Raw genomic sequence first — 17,508 nt, forward strand, 5'->3', positions numbered from 1 at the left:
TTAGTAACGATAAAAAGTTAAAATTAATTCACAGCCAGCTAATTCAAATACTTTTTAAGAAATGAGCCGGTATGCGAATTTTCATTTAGAGCAATTTCTTCAGGAGTTCCCTCCGCAACAATTTGACCCCCCTTATCCCCGGCTTCGGGGCCAAGATCAATAACCCAATCGGCACATTTAATAATATCAAGATTATGTTCAATGATAACAACCGAATTTTTATTTTCAATCAGCATTTGAAAACATCTCAGCAGTTTACTGATATCATCAAAATGAAGACCGGTTGTTGGCTCATCAAAAATAAATAGTGTATGCTGATTTGGACTATTTGTAGATAAGTGGGATGCAAGTTTTACTCGTTGAGCCTCGCCGCCAGAAAGTGTATTTGAGGGCTGACCCAATTTTATATATCCCAATCCTACATCAGAAAGTGTTTGAAGCATTCTTACTAGCTTGCTGTTATTCACAAAAAATTCAAGAGCTTCATCAACAGTCATATTTAAAACATCAACAATATTTTTACCACGGTAAGTAATTTCTCTTGTCTCCTTTTTAAATCGGGAAGCTTTACAGTCATCGCATTCAAGGTATAAATCGGCAAGGAATTGCATCTCAATAGTAATGTATCCTTCACCCTGGCATGTTTCGCATCTGCCGCCGGGTACGTTGAATGAAAAATATCCCGGTTTGTAACCTCTCGCTTTTGCCTGAGGTGTCGCTGCAAATAATTCCCTAATTATCTCATATCCTTTAATATAACTTATAGGATTTGAGCGGGGAGATTTACCAATCGGAGATTGATCCACAATCTGAATATTATCAATATAACGAGCTCCCTCAATTGAATCGTGCTTTCCAATTTTGGGAGGATTGCCGCCATTAAGTTTTACCAAACCTCCATATAAAATATCATGCACAAGAGTTGATTTGCCGGAACCACTAACACCGCTTATCACAACAAGTTTTTTAAGAGGAATGTTAACCGATACATTTTTCAGATTATTTTCTCTCGCACCAACTATTCTAATAAATTCGTTCACTTGTAGATTTCTTTCATTAGGTACGGGAATTGAGAGTTTGCCCGACAAATATTTACCAGTGAGAGAATTTTCATTCCTCATTATTTCCTGAACGGTTCCGGATGCAACAATTTCGCCTCCATGAATTCCGGCTTTTGGACCCATGTCAAAAACTAAATCGGCTTCTTCCATCATTTCAGAATCATGCTCTACGACTAATACTGTATTGCCCAGGTCTCGAAGTGATTTTAATATTTTTATTAATCTTGAGTTGTCACGCGGATGTAGTCCTATGCTTGGTTCATCAAGAACATATAATGTTCCCATTAAAGCAGAGCCGAGTGAAGTAGCCAAATTAATTCGTTGTGTTTCTCCCCCCGATAATGTGCTGCTTAAACGGTCGAGCGTTAGATAACCTAATCCAACCTCATTTAAGAATGTTAATCTTTTGAAAATTTCATCATATATTCTTTGGGCTACTTCTTTATCGTAATCGCTTAATGTAAGCAATTTAAAGAAGGTTAATGCTCTTTCAATAGACATTGATACTATATCATGAATTGATCTCTCATCAATCATAACCTGCATTGCTTCTCTGCGGAGTCTCGAGCCTTTACAAGCGGGACAAGTAGTATAACCTCGATATTTACTAAGCAAAATTCTGATCCCCATTTTATAAGTTTTTTCTTCGAGATGTTTAAAGAATTTATCAATTCCATCAAAACCTTTAAATCCTTTTTTTACTAATGCAACTTGCTCGGCTGTTAAATCATTGAAGGGAATATTGAGAGGAATTCGATTTTCGTTGTTCCGGATTAAATCTCGCAAATATTTGCTGTAATTTATTGTTCTCCATGGAGCAATGGCGCCTTCAAGTAACGATAATTTTGGATTTGGCACTATTAAATCCATTTCGTAACCCATTGTTTTACCGAAACCCTGGCAAACGGGACACGCGCCAAATGGATTATTGAATGAGAAAAATCGGGGCTCCGGTTCTTCGTACCTTATTCCACAGCACTCATAAAATTTTGTGAAGTTCTTTACTTCATTCGTATCAGCGTTTATAATTGAAGCTCTTCCTTCACCTTCCCTAAATGCAGCTTCCAATGAATCGGCGAGACTTTCGCGAACATTTCCTTTCCTTATTTTAAAACGGTCGAGAACAACAATTATTTTATTCTTCGTTTTTGGATTCGGAATTTTTTCATTTAAATCATACAACTGGGAATTAATGTAGATTCGAAAGAATCCTTTCTTCTTGAGCAGTTCTAATTCCTCTTTTACAGAACTTCCCTCATGGATGTGAATAGGAAATCCAAGGTAGAATTTGAATTGCTCATTCTCCTGTTCAAGCCAATCTGATACAGTCCCAACAGTATCTTTTTTAACTTCTTTCCCGCAGTCGAAACAATATGTCTTACCAACACGCGCAAATAATAAACGAAGAAAATCATAAATCTCAGTACTTGTTCCCACAGTAGATCGTGGATTCCGCGACCCGGTTTTTTGCTCAATTGCAACGGCAGGGGAAATTCCATAAATAAAATCCATATCAGGCTTGTTCATACGTTCGAGGAATTGACGTGCGTAGGAGGATAAACTTTCTACATATCTCCGCTGCCCTTCAGCATAAATTGTATCAAAAACCAGAGATGATTTACCACTGCCGCTTACTCCTGTAAACACAACTAGTTTATTACGGGGAATTTCTAGTGAAATATTTTTAAGGTTATGTTGGCGTGCCCCTTTTATAACAATTTTATCTATCGGGTTTTTGTTCGAATTCTTCTTTGCCATTTTCCATTCTTTTTAACAAGTAAAGTTATGAAAAGTGAAAGGATTGAAAAAGTAATTTGAATTAGAAATAAATAAACTGACTTAATAAGTTCCTCAAATAAGCTAAACTTATTATTCACTAATTCGATAGTGTATCGTAAAATCTAATTTAACTATAGCGGAGCGATATGAAAAAACTAATTATACTGGTAACCTTGTTGTCAAATTATATAAACGCGCAAAGCAATGATGCTTTTGGGGTTAAAGTTTCGGGGTTTATTAAGACTGATATTATTTTAGATTCACGTCAAACTATAAGTGCCCGTGAAGGGCATTTTTTGCTTTATCCCGCTAATGAAAATTTGGATGTCAATGGTAATGATCTGAATAATGTTACTACATTCAATACACTGGCGATACAATCAAGAGTTACGGCAAAAATTAATGCTCCAGATGCGCTTGGAGCTAAAACCGGGGGAATGCTTGAAGGAGAATTTTTTGGTACAACTGACGGAGATATAAATGGTTTTAGGTTGCGCCATGCGTTTATAACTTTGAAGTGGAACGCAACTACTTTATTAGTTGGGCAAACATGGCATCCAATGTTTATCACGGATGTATTCCCACAGGTAGTTTCATTCAATACCGGTGCGCCGTTCCAGCCATTTTCCCGGAATCCTCAAATTAGAATTACTCATTCAATAGATAATTTTAATTTTATCGCCGCCCTTTGTTCTCAAAGAGATGTAACCAGCATAGGTCCAATTGGCTACAGCACTAGTTATTTAAAAAACGCAATTCTGCCAAATGCACATTTTCAGCTTCAATACAATTCAACTAATCTTATTGCGGGATCAGGAATTGATTATAAAAGATTGGTACCACGCACCGAGACTGTAAAAAAAATAAAAACGGATGAAGGTGTTTCAAGTTACTCATATATAGGATATTTAAAGATTAAAACCGAATTGGCCGATTTTTTAATTGAAGGAGTTTACGGAGGTAATAATACTGATTTAATGATGCTTGGTGGTTACGGGGTTACAAACACAGACCTGAATACAGGAATTGAAAATTATTCGGCAACAAAGGCGTTCTCGGTTTGGACAGATATAAATTTTGGTAAAGATATTCAACCGGGAATATTTATCGGTTACTCTAAAAATCTTGGCTCGGATGATGAAATTAAGGGAGCAATTTATTCCAGAGCAGGAAATATTGATAATCTGTTTCGAATATCTCCACGCATAGTTTTTAATTCGGGAAAATTTAGAGTTGCGGCGGAATTCGAGATGACTTCAGCAGCCTATGGAACAACCGACAATTACGCAAAAGTCATAAATACAAAAACAGTTACAAATTATAGGGGGCTTATGGGAGTTTATTTATTTTTTTAATTGAAGGAAGGTACAATGAAAATAAAACATATAAAAGATGTGGGGGTTTTAAAGAAGTTGGGGTTATTAATATTAGGAGTTATACTCCCGCTGTTTTTATACATATTCATTTTTTTACTTCCAAATGTTGAAGAACATTTGCTAGAAGAAAAAAGAATTGCAACAAGACATATTGTTGAGGTGGCAAAGGGAATAGTTGAGGGCTTCACATTACAAGAGCAAAAAGGGTTGCTTTCAAAAGAGGAAGCCCAGACAAAAGCAATTAGTGCAATAAATACTTTGCGTTATAATCAAGATGATTATTTCTGGATTAATAACCTTGACCTAAAAATGGTTATGCACCCAATTAACTCAGCATTAAATGGGAAGGATATTTCAGAAAATAAAGATCCTAATGGGGTATATATTTTTAGGGAGGCTAATAATATTGCCAAAGCTGCAGGGGGAGGATTTGTGGAGTACATGTGGCCAAAACCCGGGTATTCGCAACCCCAGCCAAAAATATCATACGTCACATTAATTAAAGAGTGGGGATGGGTGGTTGGAAGCGGGATTTATGTTGATGATGTGGCAGAACAGATAAGTGAATTTTATATCTCAGCTATAATTGGAATAGTTATATCACTTTTAATTGCGCTTGGTATAAGCTACTATCTTTCAACATTTATTACACGACCGTTAAAATCTTTGCAACAAGCCGCTTCGCAAGTTGCAATAGGAGATGCTAATTATAATGTTGAGATAACTAGCGAGGATGAATTTGGTCAACTTCAAAAAGCATTCAAAGAAATGTTGAGCAGTCTAAAAGAAAAAGCCGATGTTGCCGATAGAATTTCTGTCGGAGATATGAAAGCGGATATAAATGTCAGATCAGATAAAGATGTTCTATCAAAAAGTATTCTTAAATTAAAAAATACATTGCATAATTTGGTTGAGGAGTTAAAACAATTAACTCATTCTGCAAAAGAGGGAAAACTATCCGACCGCGGGCATGCCGAGAAATTTAATGGCGGGTTCAAAGATATTATAGTGGGGGTTAATGAAACTTTAGACGCTGTAATTAAACCGGTTAATGAAGGCTCAAAAGTGTTAGAGAAAATGGCTTTAGGTGATTTTACTGTTAAGGTAACCGGCGAATTCAAGGGAGATCACCAAATAATTAAAAACAGCATTAATAGTCTGGGTGAATCACTATCACAAATATTAAAAGAAGTAAACCAGGCTGTTGAAGCAACTGCCAGCGCCAGCAGTGAAATCTCCTCATCAACTGAGGAAATGGCCGCGGGATCGCAAGAACTTTCCTCTCAAACTTCAGAAGTAGCTTCAGCGGTTGAACAGATGACTAGAACAATTATGGAGACTACAAAAAATACCGCCGCCGCCGCTGAATCCGCTAAAGAAGCCGGACAGAAAGCAAAAGAAGGGGGCAAAGTAGTTGAAGAAACAATTTCGGGAATTGTTAAAATTACCCAGGTAGTAAATAAATCAGCCGATACTGTAGAAATTTTAGGAAAGAGCAGTAATCAAATTGGTGAAATTATTTTAGTTATTGATGAAATCGCAGATCAAACTAATCTACTTGCCCTTAATGCCGCAATTGAAGCCGCGAGAGCAGGTGAGCAGGGAAGAGGTTTTGCGGTTGTTGCCGATGAGGTAAGAAAACTTGCCGAGAGAACTACAAAAGCAACTAAAGAAATTGCCGATATGATTAAGCAAATACAAAGAGATACAAAGGAAGCGGTCGGCGCGATGCAGGTTGGCAAAGATGAAGTAGAAAAGGGAAAGGCGCTTGCAGAAAAAGCCGGTGCATCACTAACGCAGATTATAGAAAAAGCCAATAGTGTTATGGATATTATTACTCAAGTTGCCGCAGCAAGCGAAGAACAATCCAGCGCCGCAGAACAGATTAGTAAGAGTATCGAAGGAATTGATTCGGTTACCAGAGAATCGGCGAGCGGAATTCAGCAGGTGGCTCGCGCTTCCGAAGATTTGAACCGACTTACTCTTGAGCTTCAAAATCTAACTACAAGATTTAAGGTAGATGATAGCGCCATAACAAAATCAAATAAATTAGCATATAATAGATAATTCTTTTTAGTATCAACGGGGATGTGAAACAACATCCCCGCTAATTAAGATTCCAATCATTTCCTTAAAAATCATTACATTTGCACAAAAAATGTACGTGTATTGAAACCACACTCAGAAATTCTAATAATTAATTATAAGTATCTCGGCGATTTAATTGTGTGCACGCCGGCAATTAGGGCAATCCGTAAAAGCTTTCACGATTCAAAAATTACTCTTCTCGCGAGAAAAGAATATTCAAGCGTGCTTCAGAGCAATCCCAATATTGATGAAATTATCTGGTTCGATAGCGCAACGAAAAAATTAAATGGGATTGCGAGAATAAAAGCTGAACTGGATTTTATAAAACTGTTGCGCAAGAAAAAATTTAACCGCGTCATATCATTACAGGCGGGGGATCGATACACTCAATGGGCTTTTTTAACCGGCGCGCAAAAAAGAGTTGGACCGGAGAAACAAAAATTAAATTTTCTGTTAACTGATAAAGTGGATGTTTTTGAGGATACAATTTCTTACCGTGAATACTATTTGAGAATCGCTGAACATGCGGGTGCTACTCGTGATGGTAATAATCTGGAATATTATATAGATAAGAAGCTCGAAGAATGGAGAAGGGAATTTTTTATTTCAAATTCACTTGATAAAATCGGCGAATTAATCGCTATACATCCGGGCGCGAGTGAGCCAACTAAGGTATGGCCTATTGAAAAATATTTTGAGGTCATTGATAAATTGCTCGTAAAAGAGAATAGAAAAATAATTTTATTGATTGGACCTGCCGAAAAGCAATTAATTACTGAGCATAAACTAGCATCTAATAAAAATATAGTTTTGTGCGATACATCTGATAATATTCACAAACTTGGCGCTGTACTTGAAAAGTCTAAATTGCTGATATGTAATGATTCGGGAGCCAGGCATCTCGCGGCGGCATTGGGTATAAAAACAATAACTCTTTTTCCTGAAGATAAAATTGGATCATGGAAATTTTATGCAGAGGAGGAAAAACAATATTTTATTATTGGAAAACGAAACCTCGAGAATCCTTCAAATTATTTTTTAGATGGAATTGATGTTTCCACTGTAATACAAAAAGCTGAAGAGTTGTTGAATGAAAATTAATGCAAATAAAATACTAATTATAAAATGGGGTGCGCTCGGTGATATGATTATGAGTACTTCTGCCATCCGTGCTGTTAGGGAAAATTACCCCGAAGCGCATATTGCTCTGCTCTCAAATAGTCTTATGCCTCAAATAATTCCACCGGGTACTTTGGTTGATGAGTCTATTATTTATGATGAAAAAAAATATAGAGGTATCAAATCATTTCTTGAATTATTAAAGTTAGTGTTGGTTCTAAGACGAAGGAAGTATGATTTGGCAATTAATTTAAGATGGACCTCCGATCGTTGTGCTGTAATTGCTTATTTAAGCGGAGCAAGGGAAAGGGTTAGTTCAGGTCCTAAAAACATGATGAATCTTTATACAATTAGACTTGATCATTCTGTTGGCAGATATCATGAATTACACAGAAATTTGGATATAGTTAAAGCCGTCGGGATAAAAGTTACGAATGAAGTCCCATTTATTTTTATAAGTGAGGAGAATAAAAAATTTGCAAATGATTACTTCATTCAATTAAAATTGATAAAAGAGAGAACTGTATTGATTCATCCCGGAGCCTCAAAGCCAAACAGAGCATGGGCTCCCGAAAGATATAAGGAAATTGCGCTCCGTCTCGCCGACGAATTTAACCTAAACATATTAGTTACATGGGGAATCAATGAATTAAACTGGGCAGCTAAAGTTGCCGACGGAACCAATCATAAAATAGTTTTGGCACCTTCAACATCGTGTATTGGAGATTTAGCTGCATTAATTAAAAATTGTGCTTTATGTATTACAAATTGTACAGGTCCAATGAATGTGGCGGTTGCGGTTGAAACCCCTACGATAGCATTTTTGGGTTCCTCACATCCCGTTGATTGGGGTCCCTATTTCCCAATTCATACAATTATAAAATCTCCAATGGATCAGGAAACATATACAGATGAAGAGGAGAGATTGGCAATGGAAGCCATTTCAATTGAAATGGCATGGAATATAATTAAGAATAGGTGTGAAGAGTTGTTTAAAAATTAACTTCTTCTCGAAAAGGTAAGAAGTTAATTTCAGTCAATCTCTAATTACTTTTTTGATATTTCTTTTCTAATTGCATTAACTCAATAATCTTTTCATCAAGAATTTTATTTTGATTTCTGAGTTCATCAAGTTGCAGATCAATTTCTTTTTGATATTCGGCTTTGTCCCAATATCCTCTCTGTTCAAAGTAAGTTTTAAAGAGCCAGTTATGTTTTAAGGCTTCCATATTTTCTGCCAAACGGGATGCGGCTATATTAGCTTCGGCAGAAGTTTGCGTTAAATTATTAACCAGAGTTTTAACTGAATCGGATAATTTCTGATCGGCGACCAGCATTCCTAAAAGTCCTTTCCCATTTTCAACATCTTTAATTATGCTTTGAATATCCTCAACAGCAAAATTCACGTTTTGAATAATTCTATCCACATTAGTTCCGCTGCTAACCAGAAAATCGGAAACTTGATTTAAGCGAAGAGTAATAGAATCCAAACTACGATCGGCAGTTCTTGTTATTGAAACAGCGGCACGATACAATTGTTCGTCATTAACTAATTTGCCAATAGTACCATCGCCTTTATTAACTTTCGCAAAAATTTCGGAAAATTCTTTTGTCAAATCTTTCATGTAACTCATTACCGATTCAGTCTCTTCAATAATTTTGCCGATGTTAACCGGCTCTTTCGATTTGATGATAGAACCATTTGTTACTTCGGGCATATCAGGGGAACCGGGCGTGATTGTAATAATTTTTTTGCCAACTAAACCTTCGGTTTCAACAGTGGCGCGACTGTCTATTCTGATAAAATGTTTAAGTGCTACATTTATATTCATTTTAACTTCAACATAACCGGTGGTGTCTTCGGAAAGTGAAATTTGACTAACGCTTCCAATGTCATAACCACTTAATCGAACGGGGGCGCCGTTCTTAAGTCCTTCTACCTGATTAAAAAATGTTTTTATTTCAATTGTTCTGGAAAAAAGGTTTTCTTTACTTCCTAAAAGAAATATCGAAATAACAATTAGAACGGTCCCAATAAAAATGAATAAACCTAATCGGGCGCCTTCAAGTTGTTTTAACATTTTAACTCCCTGCTAACCTCTAATAATTTCATTACTGAAAAAATTTAATAAAAATGGATCTTTGGAATCCGTTAGTTCATCAATTGTGCCTTCAAATGCTATTTTAGAATCTCTCAAAAATATTGCTCTATCGGCAATAATTTTTGCACAAATTAAATCATGTGTAACAACAATTGAGGTCATTTGTAATTTTTTTTGTAGACTTAGAATTAAATCACTAATTTCTTTAGATGTAATTGGATCGAGCCCGGTTGTTGGCTCATCATATAGCATTATTTTAGGATCGGTGATGATTGCTCTTGCAAGACCAATTCTTTTACGCATCCCTCCTGATAATTCAGAAGGCATTTTTTCGAATGCTTCCCTAAGTGATACTAATTCAAGTGTATTAATAATTTTTTCATCAATAAGATTTTTATCAAACTCGGGTTTGTTTCTTGTTAAGGCAAAATACAAATTTTCTCGAACTGTCATAGAGTCGTATAAAGCAGCGCTTTGAAATAAAAACCCAATATTTTTGCGAATACTATTTATTTTGCCTGCATCCATCCCAACAACATTCTGACCTTCAATATAAATTGAACCACTATCGGGTTTCATTAAACCAATAATACATTTTAACAAAACACTTTTGCCTGTACCACTTTTACCAAATACAATTAAATTCTCTGCCGGTTCTACTTTTAAACATATATCATCAAGCACAGTTAATGAACCGAACCGTTTTGATAAATTATTAACTTCGATTACTGAGTTAAGGGCCATAGCCATAAAGTAATTTTTACAAGTATCATATCAAAAATAAGAATTAACAATGAAGATAAAACGACTGCTGTAGTAGATGCTCTGCCAACACCTTCGGTTCCTCCCTCGGTTGTAAATCCTTTGTAGGCACCAACAATTCCAACAATGTAGCCAAACACAAAAGTTTTTCCGATGCCCGGAATTAAATCACCGAACTGAACTGCACGAAGAACTGATTCTGTATAGTAATCGAGAGTCATCGATTCATTTAACAGTATTGCGAAATAGCTCCCAAGATGAGCAATAAAAATTACATAAATCGTAAGTATCGGTAATATCATCGTTGTGGCAATTATTCTAGTAACCACAAGATATTTGAATGGGTTTATAGCGGAAACTTCCATTGCGTCTATCTGTTCTGTTACACGCATCGAACCCAATTCTGCACCAATTCCTGAGCTAACTCTGCCGGCAAAAATTAACGCGGTAATTACCGGGCCTAGTTCTCGAATAACGGAAATAGAAACCATCGCAGGTAAAAAATCTGTCGCGCCAAACTTTTCCATAATTGGCTGGCTCTGCATTGTAAGAACCAATCCAATTATTAAACCGGTAACACTAACTATCCCAAAAGTTTTTACGCCAAGCTCATCCATGTGTTTTTTAATTTCAGCAATTTCTAATGGAGTTTTAAATGCTTGCTTAATAAACTCATAATTGAAGATTGTTAAACCGGTTATTGTTGAAAAAAAGTTATAAATATAATCGCCGACTTTAAGTCTTCTTCCGTACCTGTGCTTTGGTAAATTCATTATTCAGAGTTACTTCATTTTTGTTCGCAAAATAGCAAAAGATTAAATGAGATAATATAGAAACGAGAATACTACAAAATAATTGTGTTAAAATGCATTTTGGATATGTTCGATTACCGGATTGTTTTCTTTATCGAGGGTTATTCCAATTACATCAAATCGGCAATCGGTATCAGTAATATTATTTTCAGTAAGATAAGCCAGCGCGACTTTACGTATTTGGTTTTGTTTATTTTTTGTAATGGCTAACAATGGTGATCCATATTCGTCTGTTTTTCTAAACTTAACTTCGATGAATACAATAATATCTGAATCGGAAGCAATAATATCAATTTCTCCTTTACCATATCTATAATTTCGGGTAATGAGAGAATATCCATTATTAACAAGAAATTCAGCGGCAATATCTTCTCCGGAATTACCAGTTTGTCTGTTGTTCATTATAGATCAAGTTTTTGTTGACGCTCAAATATTTTATTCAAAAAAGTTTTGCGATGAAAATCGACTGAGCCATATTTAAGAATTGCATCAATATGTGCTTTAGTGGCGTATCCTTTATTCTTTGACCAAAAATAATTTGGATATTTTTCCGATTCGGTTCGCATAATCCGGTCACGTGTAACTTTTGCGATAATTGAAGCGGCCGCGATTGAAAATGATTTTGAATCCCCTTTAATAATTGTTTTAGTATCGAGTTCTGATTTAAAGGATCTATTTCCATCAATCAAAATTAAATCCGGTTTTTGAGATAAATGATTAACCGACTCCTTCATTGCTTTCAAGGATGCCTGAAGAATGTTTATTTCATCAATCTCAGATTGATCAATAATTCCAATTCCATATGAAATACAATTACTGATAATCCAATCAAATAAGTTCTCACGAATTTGCTCTTTTATTTTTTTTGAATCATTAATCCCTGGATGAAATTGATATTTATCAAAAATCACTGCGGCTGCAACTACAGGTCCGGCTAATGGCCCGCGACCGGCTTCATCAACTCCGGCAATTAATTGCTTGTCATTCTCAAGAAATGAAATGTCAAAAGTTTTAAGTGAGTTCATTTTGGTTTTAATTTTTCTGTGGTATGGTGAAATTATATCAAAATTCATTAACAATCCCAAAATGAATTTTCCCATCAGAAAATGAATCTCCTTTAGCGAGAGCAAAGCTCACACCCAAGACTCCTATTCCGGTTTCAATTTTAATTCCGAAACCATAACCCATTTTAAATGATGATGTTTCTATTATATTTTTCGCAGTGTCTTCACTTCGCAAGAAATATCCATTATCAAAAAAAGTAAAAGCGAATGATTTTGCTGAAAGAATAAAACGATATTCCAGATTTGACCAAATGATACGATTCCCGTAAAACTGTCTTTCCCGATAACCCCGGAGCGAGTTTGTACCTCCTAAAAAATAGAAGTCGCTAATTCCTAAATTGTCTCCTCTTAACTCACGTAAATGGACTGATAAATATGCCACCTGTGCTTTAAAAAATTGATGTACGTAAGCTAAATCAAATTCAAAACGCTGAAGTCCCGATGAAAACGAATTCAACTTATTATTTATTTTTTTATTTGTGTACTTGTAAGTATTACTAAAATAAACTCCGGAAGTTGGATTGTAAAAATCATTCATCGAATCAATCTTAAAATTTATTCCGGTAGTTAGAGCACTTGAATTATCGGTGAGAAAATTTCGCGCGGAGTTCTCGGTTGCGATAACAGATTCGGAACCAACAAGTATTGAGGCTGAAATTTGATGAGTGGCTAAGTATTCTATTTTTCCATCAAAGTTTCTTTGAACATATGTTGTATCCTGCTTTCTCTGAAATAAAGTAGTTTCAAAATTTATTGGGAAGTTGAAGACCCATGGTTCAAGATATTTAATTTCAAATTCTTGGGAAAGTTTAGACTCTGACTGCCATCTAAAAATAGCGTTCCTACCTGTTCCAAATAGATTTCTTAATGCAACATTTATGAATCCGGTAAAAAAACCATTCTCCCCTGTACTCGTGGATGGAACATAGCCAATAATCCCGTCAAAATTATTTGTTTGTCTCTCTTTAATGTTGATGCGGAGAATGCCTTCATTTGCCGTATTGAAATAATAAATAGGTCTTTCGGTTAAATCAAAAAAGCGAAGACGGCTTAACCGGATCGGTATTTCATCAATTTTAGCTTGTGAATATTCTTCACCCAATTTAATGCCGGATGATTTAATTATAAAATCACTTTTAGTTTTAGAATTGCCAATAACTTCCACTTGATTGATTTGAGATTTTGCACCGGAGTTAATGTTAATATAAATATCAACTAATAATTTGTTTTCGACTGAATCGCGGTAAGTATAAATAGAGTTTACTGATATTGAAGCGAAGGGAAATCCATTGTTTTCAAAATCATCCAAAATTTCTGTAAAAGTTCGCTCCAGCTCATATTTACTGAATTGGGAGTTTTTAAGCCACTGTAGCTTATCATCAAATACTAACTTATTACTTGATGCCTGCTCAATTATTATATCCCCGATAAATGCTGGCTCATTTTCAGTGAGGGAAATATTTATCGCGCGTGTTAGAGAATCGATTGTTATAGTATTTACAGAAACAATCAAATGATCAAAGAATCCATTCGCATTTAAATTTCTGCTGATTCTATTTGAAATAGAATCCTCAATTCCTATGAACCATGTTGAATTGATTGGTACATCAATCCATTCTAAATAATTTCCGGTTGAGAAATTTGAAGCCCCCTCAATATTGATTGATTTAATATTTTGTGAGATGATTGGGCTAACAAGAAAGAGAAAAATTAAGAGGGCATTATTAATAATTCGGCGAGTCATTAATCAGCTTCATTTTTTTACCGATCTCTTGAACTGAAACATGGGGGATCAATTCCTCGGCAGATTCAATATCAACCTCGCAAGTATCAAATCTGGAAGCGTTCGCCGCGCCGAGAGCAGTTGCAAGTTTCGCAAAATCATTAAAAACCATCGAGTGCTCAAATCCGTATGCGAGTCCGGCAGTAAATGCATCACCGCTTCCTGTGGCGTCTTTCAATACAATAGTAGGAGGCGTTATTTTATAAACAAAATCATATTTTGAAGCAAAAATAGGATTAGCTCCATCTGTTAAAAATGCTAGTTTTACTCCCTTTGAATAGAGATAATTAAGAAAATCTATTTTATCAGTCTCAGATTTGAGTGAATAATTTAATGAAGATTCTATCTCATCAACATTATTGTGCAAAGCGGTTGGGGCGGCTTCAATACATTTTTGCAAATGAGAGCCGTAGGTATCGAGTATTGAAATTTTATCATGCTTATGAGCCAGTTCAATACCGTATGGAAAAATTTCATCTGTGTGCGGTGAAGGAGAACTGCCGCTGAAAATTACGATTGAGCAATTCTGAATCATCTTTTCAAGTTTACTTTTTAACTCTGCCGATTCATTCTCGCTTATAATTTGATTTAATCCAATAAAAGTTGAAACACGATTTTGATCTTCCTCAATAATTAACGATGCGCTTCTTGTTTCCGATTTGGTTGAAACTAAACTAAGTTCAATATTTTCATTAGCCAGTAAATGTCGCAAGATTTTTCCATTGCCCCCTCCTATAAAAGTTAAAGCGGAACTTTGCATCCCTAATTTTATTAATTGCTTCGAAACATTGATACCTTTACCACCAGGATAAAACAGTTCTTTTGTACAACGGTGTGTATTACCTAATTCGATATATGAAAAGTAGAGTCGTTTTTCGAGAAGCGGATTTAAAGTTACTGTGAGAATCATAATTATGAAGTAAATTAATTTGAAGATTATAAGTGTGTTCTAGTTCTTCCCTCTAAATTCTTAGTTCAATCAGGGTCTGTAACCGGGCCAGCGACTGTAATCGGGATTGAGTAATCTGTAATCGCCAAAGCCTGTTTGATCGACAAAAACAAAATATCTGTTTAATTCGTAATAGTCCCAAATCTCATATGGTTTAGAATCAATTTCCATTGGGTGGCGCTCAACAGAGCTGGGCGGACCAAAAGTTACATATATTAAACCCATATCGGTACGCCAGCCTTCCAGCATTCCCTTAAAATTTTTATTGGAGTATTCTATTCTACGGTAATACTCATATAAAATTGGATTATCATCTAATGTTTGATTTGGTTTTTGAGTATCCCAAAAAGCAAAAAATCGATTAAGTTTTTCATCATATGTTTCCCCTTCAAGAATAAAATCAATTTCTTTACCGGAAGCAATGTATGTCATCTGTTTAACCGCTTTGTCCAGATCGGTAATGGTTGTTGGGATACCCCAAATTATTGAGTTAAATGATTTTTCTGTTAAGTCTATTGAATTCCATGCGGAATCTTTCAGTTCAATCTTTAATGAATAATCGCCTAAAACAAAATCACTTTTATCTATCGTATGGGTTATAACATTAGTCCCTTTTTTTAATTTTATCGGGTCGAGAATCTTCGTAATTAAATTTCTTTTTTTATCATTAAGATAATACTCAACATGAACTTGATGTTCACGGTCTGAATAAATTTCATAAAAGAAGGGGAGATTTACAGTTTTGTTTGTTACCAAACGTGACACGTTAGGTACAATTTTTTCTCCGGTAGAATCTTTAACTATTTCTGATATAAAAATAAAATCGCTTATAGCTAGAGTATCGTTTAGTTTCCTAACATTAAGTTCAAACTCCTTTATAGATGTTTGGCGGGAATCAGAATCTTCAACTATACTTTTAACAAAATACTTGCCCGGATTAACGTCAAAACTTTTATAGCTCAGGTTAAAGTTATCGCGCGAGATAGTTTGGTTGAAATCCTTAGTGCTCAGTTTTTCTCTCCAATTCCTCTCAAAGAGAATGTTTTTTTTCGAATCATCCATAAATGAAAGAGTAACGGAATATCCACCCGAAAATGCGTTATCCTTTTTCACGAATTGAATGCTTGAATAGGGGACCTGAACAAAAAAATCGACCCGTGTTTTATTTGTCTGTTTGCTTTTATAGGAAGCGTAATCTAAAGTGTAATTAAATAGAGGTACTCCCGATCTCCGGGAAGAATATTCAACTTGTGCAACAATAGAAGAGGTTAATAACAATAACATCAAGAAATATTTCATAATAAAATCCTTCCTAAACTTTCAAATTGCCGTATAAATCATACTCATTGAAATCATAAATTTCAACGTCATAAAATTCGCCGATATTTAGAGAATTGCTTTTCTTCTCAATCAATACTTCACCATCAACATCGGGCGCGTCCCTTTCAGAACGGGCTACATAATAATCTCCTTCGGAGCGATCGATTAATACTTTTAATGTTTTACCTACTAATGCGCTGTTTTTTTCTTCAGAAATTATTTTTTGAATTTCCATCAACTCAGTTTTCCGTTCCTCTTTTTCTTCATCAGAAACCGGATCTCCTAAAATAAAACTGGGGGTGTTTTCCTCAACCGAATAATTAAATACTCCGAAACGATCAAATTCAATTTCTTTTACAAAGTCGCATAACTCTTTAAATTCTTCTCTTCCTTCAGATGGATAACCCACAATAAAAGTAGTACGCAGAGTTAAACCTGGAATTTTTTCTTTAAGTTCATAAAGTAGTTCAACAGTTCTTCGTTTGGTAATACCTCTTCGCATTGATTTTAATACTTTGTCGGAGATATGCTGAAGGGGAATGTCGATGTATTTGCAAATTTTAGGATTGGAAGCTATCTCTTCCATTATACTTGCCGGAAAATGAGATGGATACGCATAAAGTAATCTTATCCACTCTATACCATCAATACCAGATATTTTGTTTAACAGTTCATCCAAATTTCTCTTGTTGTAAATTTCTTTACCATAATCGGTTGTATCTTGGCCTATTATATTTATCTCCTTTACTCCGGCAGATGCAAGCATTTGCGATTCGGCAACCAGCTGATCGATCGGCTTACTTTTATGGAGACCTCTCATTAAAGGGATTGCGCAGAATGAGCAGGGATTATCGCATCCTTCCGAGATTTTTAAGTATGCAGTGTGTGTTGGAGTTGTAATTATTCTTTCGCCGAGAAGTTCATATTTAAGATTGCCCCCAAATTCTTTTACAATTCCTTCATAAGCTTCCGTCCCGAAATACGCGTCCACTTCTGGAATTTCTTTACGCAAATCATTCATATATCTTTCGGATAAACAACCTGCCACAACAACTTTATCAACTTTACCTTTTTTCTTTAATTCGATTGCTGAAAGAATGGTATTAATGGATTCTTCTTTTGCGGCATCAATAAACCCGCATGTATTAATTACAATTGAATCGGCTTTTTTCGCGTCATCAACTAATTTGAAATTATTCAGTTTTAGCTGCATCATTAAACGCTCGGAATCAACTGTGTTTTTAGAACAGCCGAGTGTTATTACATTTATTTTTTCTTTTTTAATCATATTAA

General features: G+C 35.3%; 14 protein-coding genes. 4 read left to right on the top strand and 10 right to left on the bottom strand.

Annotated features, from left to right (window positions below):
* Positions 1 to 38: 38 nt before the first annotated feature.
* A complete protein-coding gene (gene uvrA, locus KF816_02520; GenBank protein ID MBX3006880.1) occupies positions 39 to 2,819 on the bottom strand; it encodes an excinuclease ABC subunit UvrA in 2,781 nt (926 codons plus the stop codon).
* Positions 2,820 to 2,986: 167 nt separating this feature from the next.
* Between uvrA and KF816_02525 the strand changes: the two genes are divergently transcribed.
* From KF816_02525 to KF816_02540, 4 genes are all read left to right on the top strand, one after another.
* Complete coding sequence (locus tag KF816_02525) at positions 2,987 to 4,195, top strand: hypothetical protein (protein MBX3006881.1); 1,209 nt, start codon at positions 2,987 to 2,989, stop codon at positions 4,193 to 4,195.
* 15 nt (positions 4,196 to 4,210) lie between these two features.
* The gene (locus tag KF816_02530) at positions 4,211 to 6,283 is read left to right on the top strand and encodes a cache domain-containing protein (protein ID MBX3006882.1); all 2,073 of its coding nucleotides are present in this window, start codon (positions 4,211 to 4,213) and stop codon (positions 6,281 to 6,283) included.
* A gap of 102 nt (positions 6,284 to 6,385) precedes the next feature.
* On the top strand, positions 6,386 to 7,405 hold the full coding sequence (locus tag KF816_02535; GenBank protein ID MBX3006883.1) for a glycosyltransferase family 9 protein: 1,020 nt from the start codon (positions 6,386 to 6,388) through the stop codon (positions 7,403 to 7,405).
* Positions 7,395 to 8,426 carry a glycosyltransferase family 9 protein gene (locus KF816_02540; GenBank protein ID MBX3006884.1) on the top strand — a complete coding sequence of 344 codons (1,032 nt, stop codon included), beginning with the start codon at positions 7,395 to 7,397 and terminating at the stop codon, positions 8,424 to 8,426. Before KF816_02535 ends, KF816_02540 begins: the two co-directional genes overlap by 11 nt.
* Positions 8,427 to 8,466: 40 nt before the next feature.
* Here KF816_02540 and KF816_02545 read toward each other — a convergent pair whose 3' ends face one another.
* From KF816_02545 to rimO, 9 genes are all read right to left on the bottom strand, one after another.
* Entirely contained in the window at positions 8,467 to 9,504 is a 1,038-nt protein-coding gene (locus tag KF816_02545) for an MCE family protein (GenBank protein MBX3006885.1), read from the bottom strand.
* A gap of 12 nt (positions 9,505 to 9,516) precedes the next feature.
* Positions 9,517 to 10,269, bottom strand: a complete 753-nt coding sequence (locus KF816_02550; protein MBX3006886.1) for an ATP-binding cassette domain-containing protein — start codon at positions 10,267 to 10,269, stop codon at positions 9,517 to 9,519.
* Positions 10,251 to 11,060, bottom strand: coding sequence for an ABC transporter permease (locus KF816_02555; protein ID MBX3006887.1), 810 nt, complete (start codon positions 11,058 to 11,060; stop codon positions 10,251 to 10,253). The genes KF816_02550 and KF816_02555 overlap by 19 nt, the downstream gene beginning before the upstream one ends.
* Before the next feature lie 87 nt (positions 11,061 to 11,147).
* Positions 11,148 to 11,501, bottom strand: a complete 354-nt coding sequence (locus KF816_02560; protein ID MBX3006888.1) for a YraN family protein — start codon at positions 11,499 to 11,501, stop codon at positions 11,148 to 11,150.
* Entirely contained in the window at positions 11,501 to 12,172 is a 672-nt protein-coding gene (locus tag KF816_02565) for a ribonuclease HII (GenBank protein MBX3006889.1), read from the bottom strand. The genes KF816_02560 and KF816_02565 overlap by 1 nt, the downstream gene beginning before the upstream one ends.
* On the bottom strand, positions 12,162 to 13,907 hold the full coding sequence (locus KF816_02570) for a BamA/TamA family outer membrane protein (GenBank protein MBX3006890.1): 1,746 nt from the start codon (positions 13,905 to 13,907) through the stop codon (positions 12,162 to 12,164). Before KF816_02570 ends, KF816_02565 begins: the two co-directional genes overlap by 11 nt.
* The gene (locus KF816_02575) at positions 13,888 to 14,856 is read right to left on the bottom strand and encodes a 1-phosphofructokinase (GenBank protein MBX3006891.1); all 969 of its coding nucleotides are present in this window, start codon (positions 14,854 to 14,856) and stop codon (positions 13,888 to 13,890) included. Before KF816_02575 ends, KF816_02570 begins: the two co-directional genes overlap by 20 nt.
* A 69-nt stretch (positions 14,857 to 14,925) precedes the next feature.
* Entirely contained in the window at positions 14,926 to 16,194 is a 1,269-nt protein-coding gene (locus KF816_02580) for a GWxTD domain-containing protein (GenBank protein ID MBX3006892.1), read from the bottom strand.
* 13 nt (positions 16,195 to 16,207) lie between these two features.
* Positions 16,208 to 17,503 (bottom strand): 30S ribosomal protein S12 methylthiotransferase RimO, encoded by a 1,296-nt coding sequence (gene rimO, locus KF816_02585; protein MBX3006893.1) that lies wholly within the window; start codon positions 17,501 to 17,503, stop codon positions 16,208 to 16,210.
* Positions 17,504 to 17,508: the final 5 nt, after the last annotated feature.

The organism is Melioribacteraceae bacterium (assembly GCA_019638015.1).
Classification (GTDB): domain Bacteria; phylum Bacteroidota; class Ignavibacteria; order Ignavibacteriales; family Melioribacteraceae; genus JAHBUP01.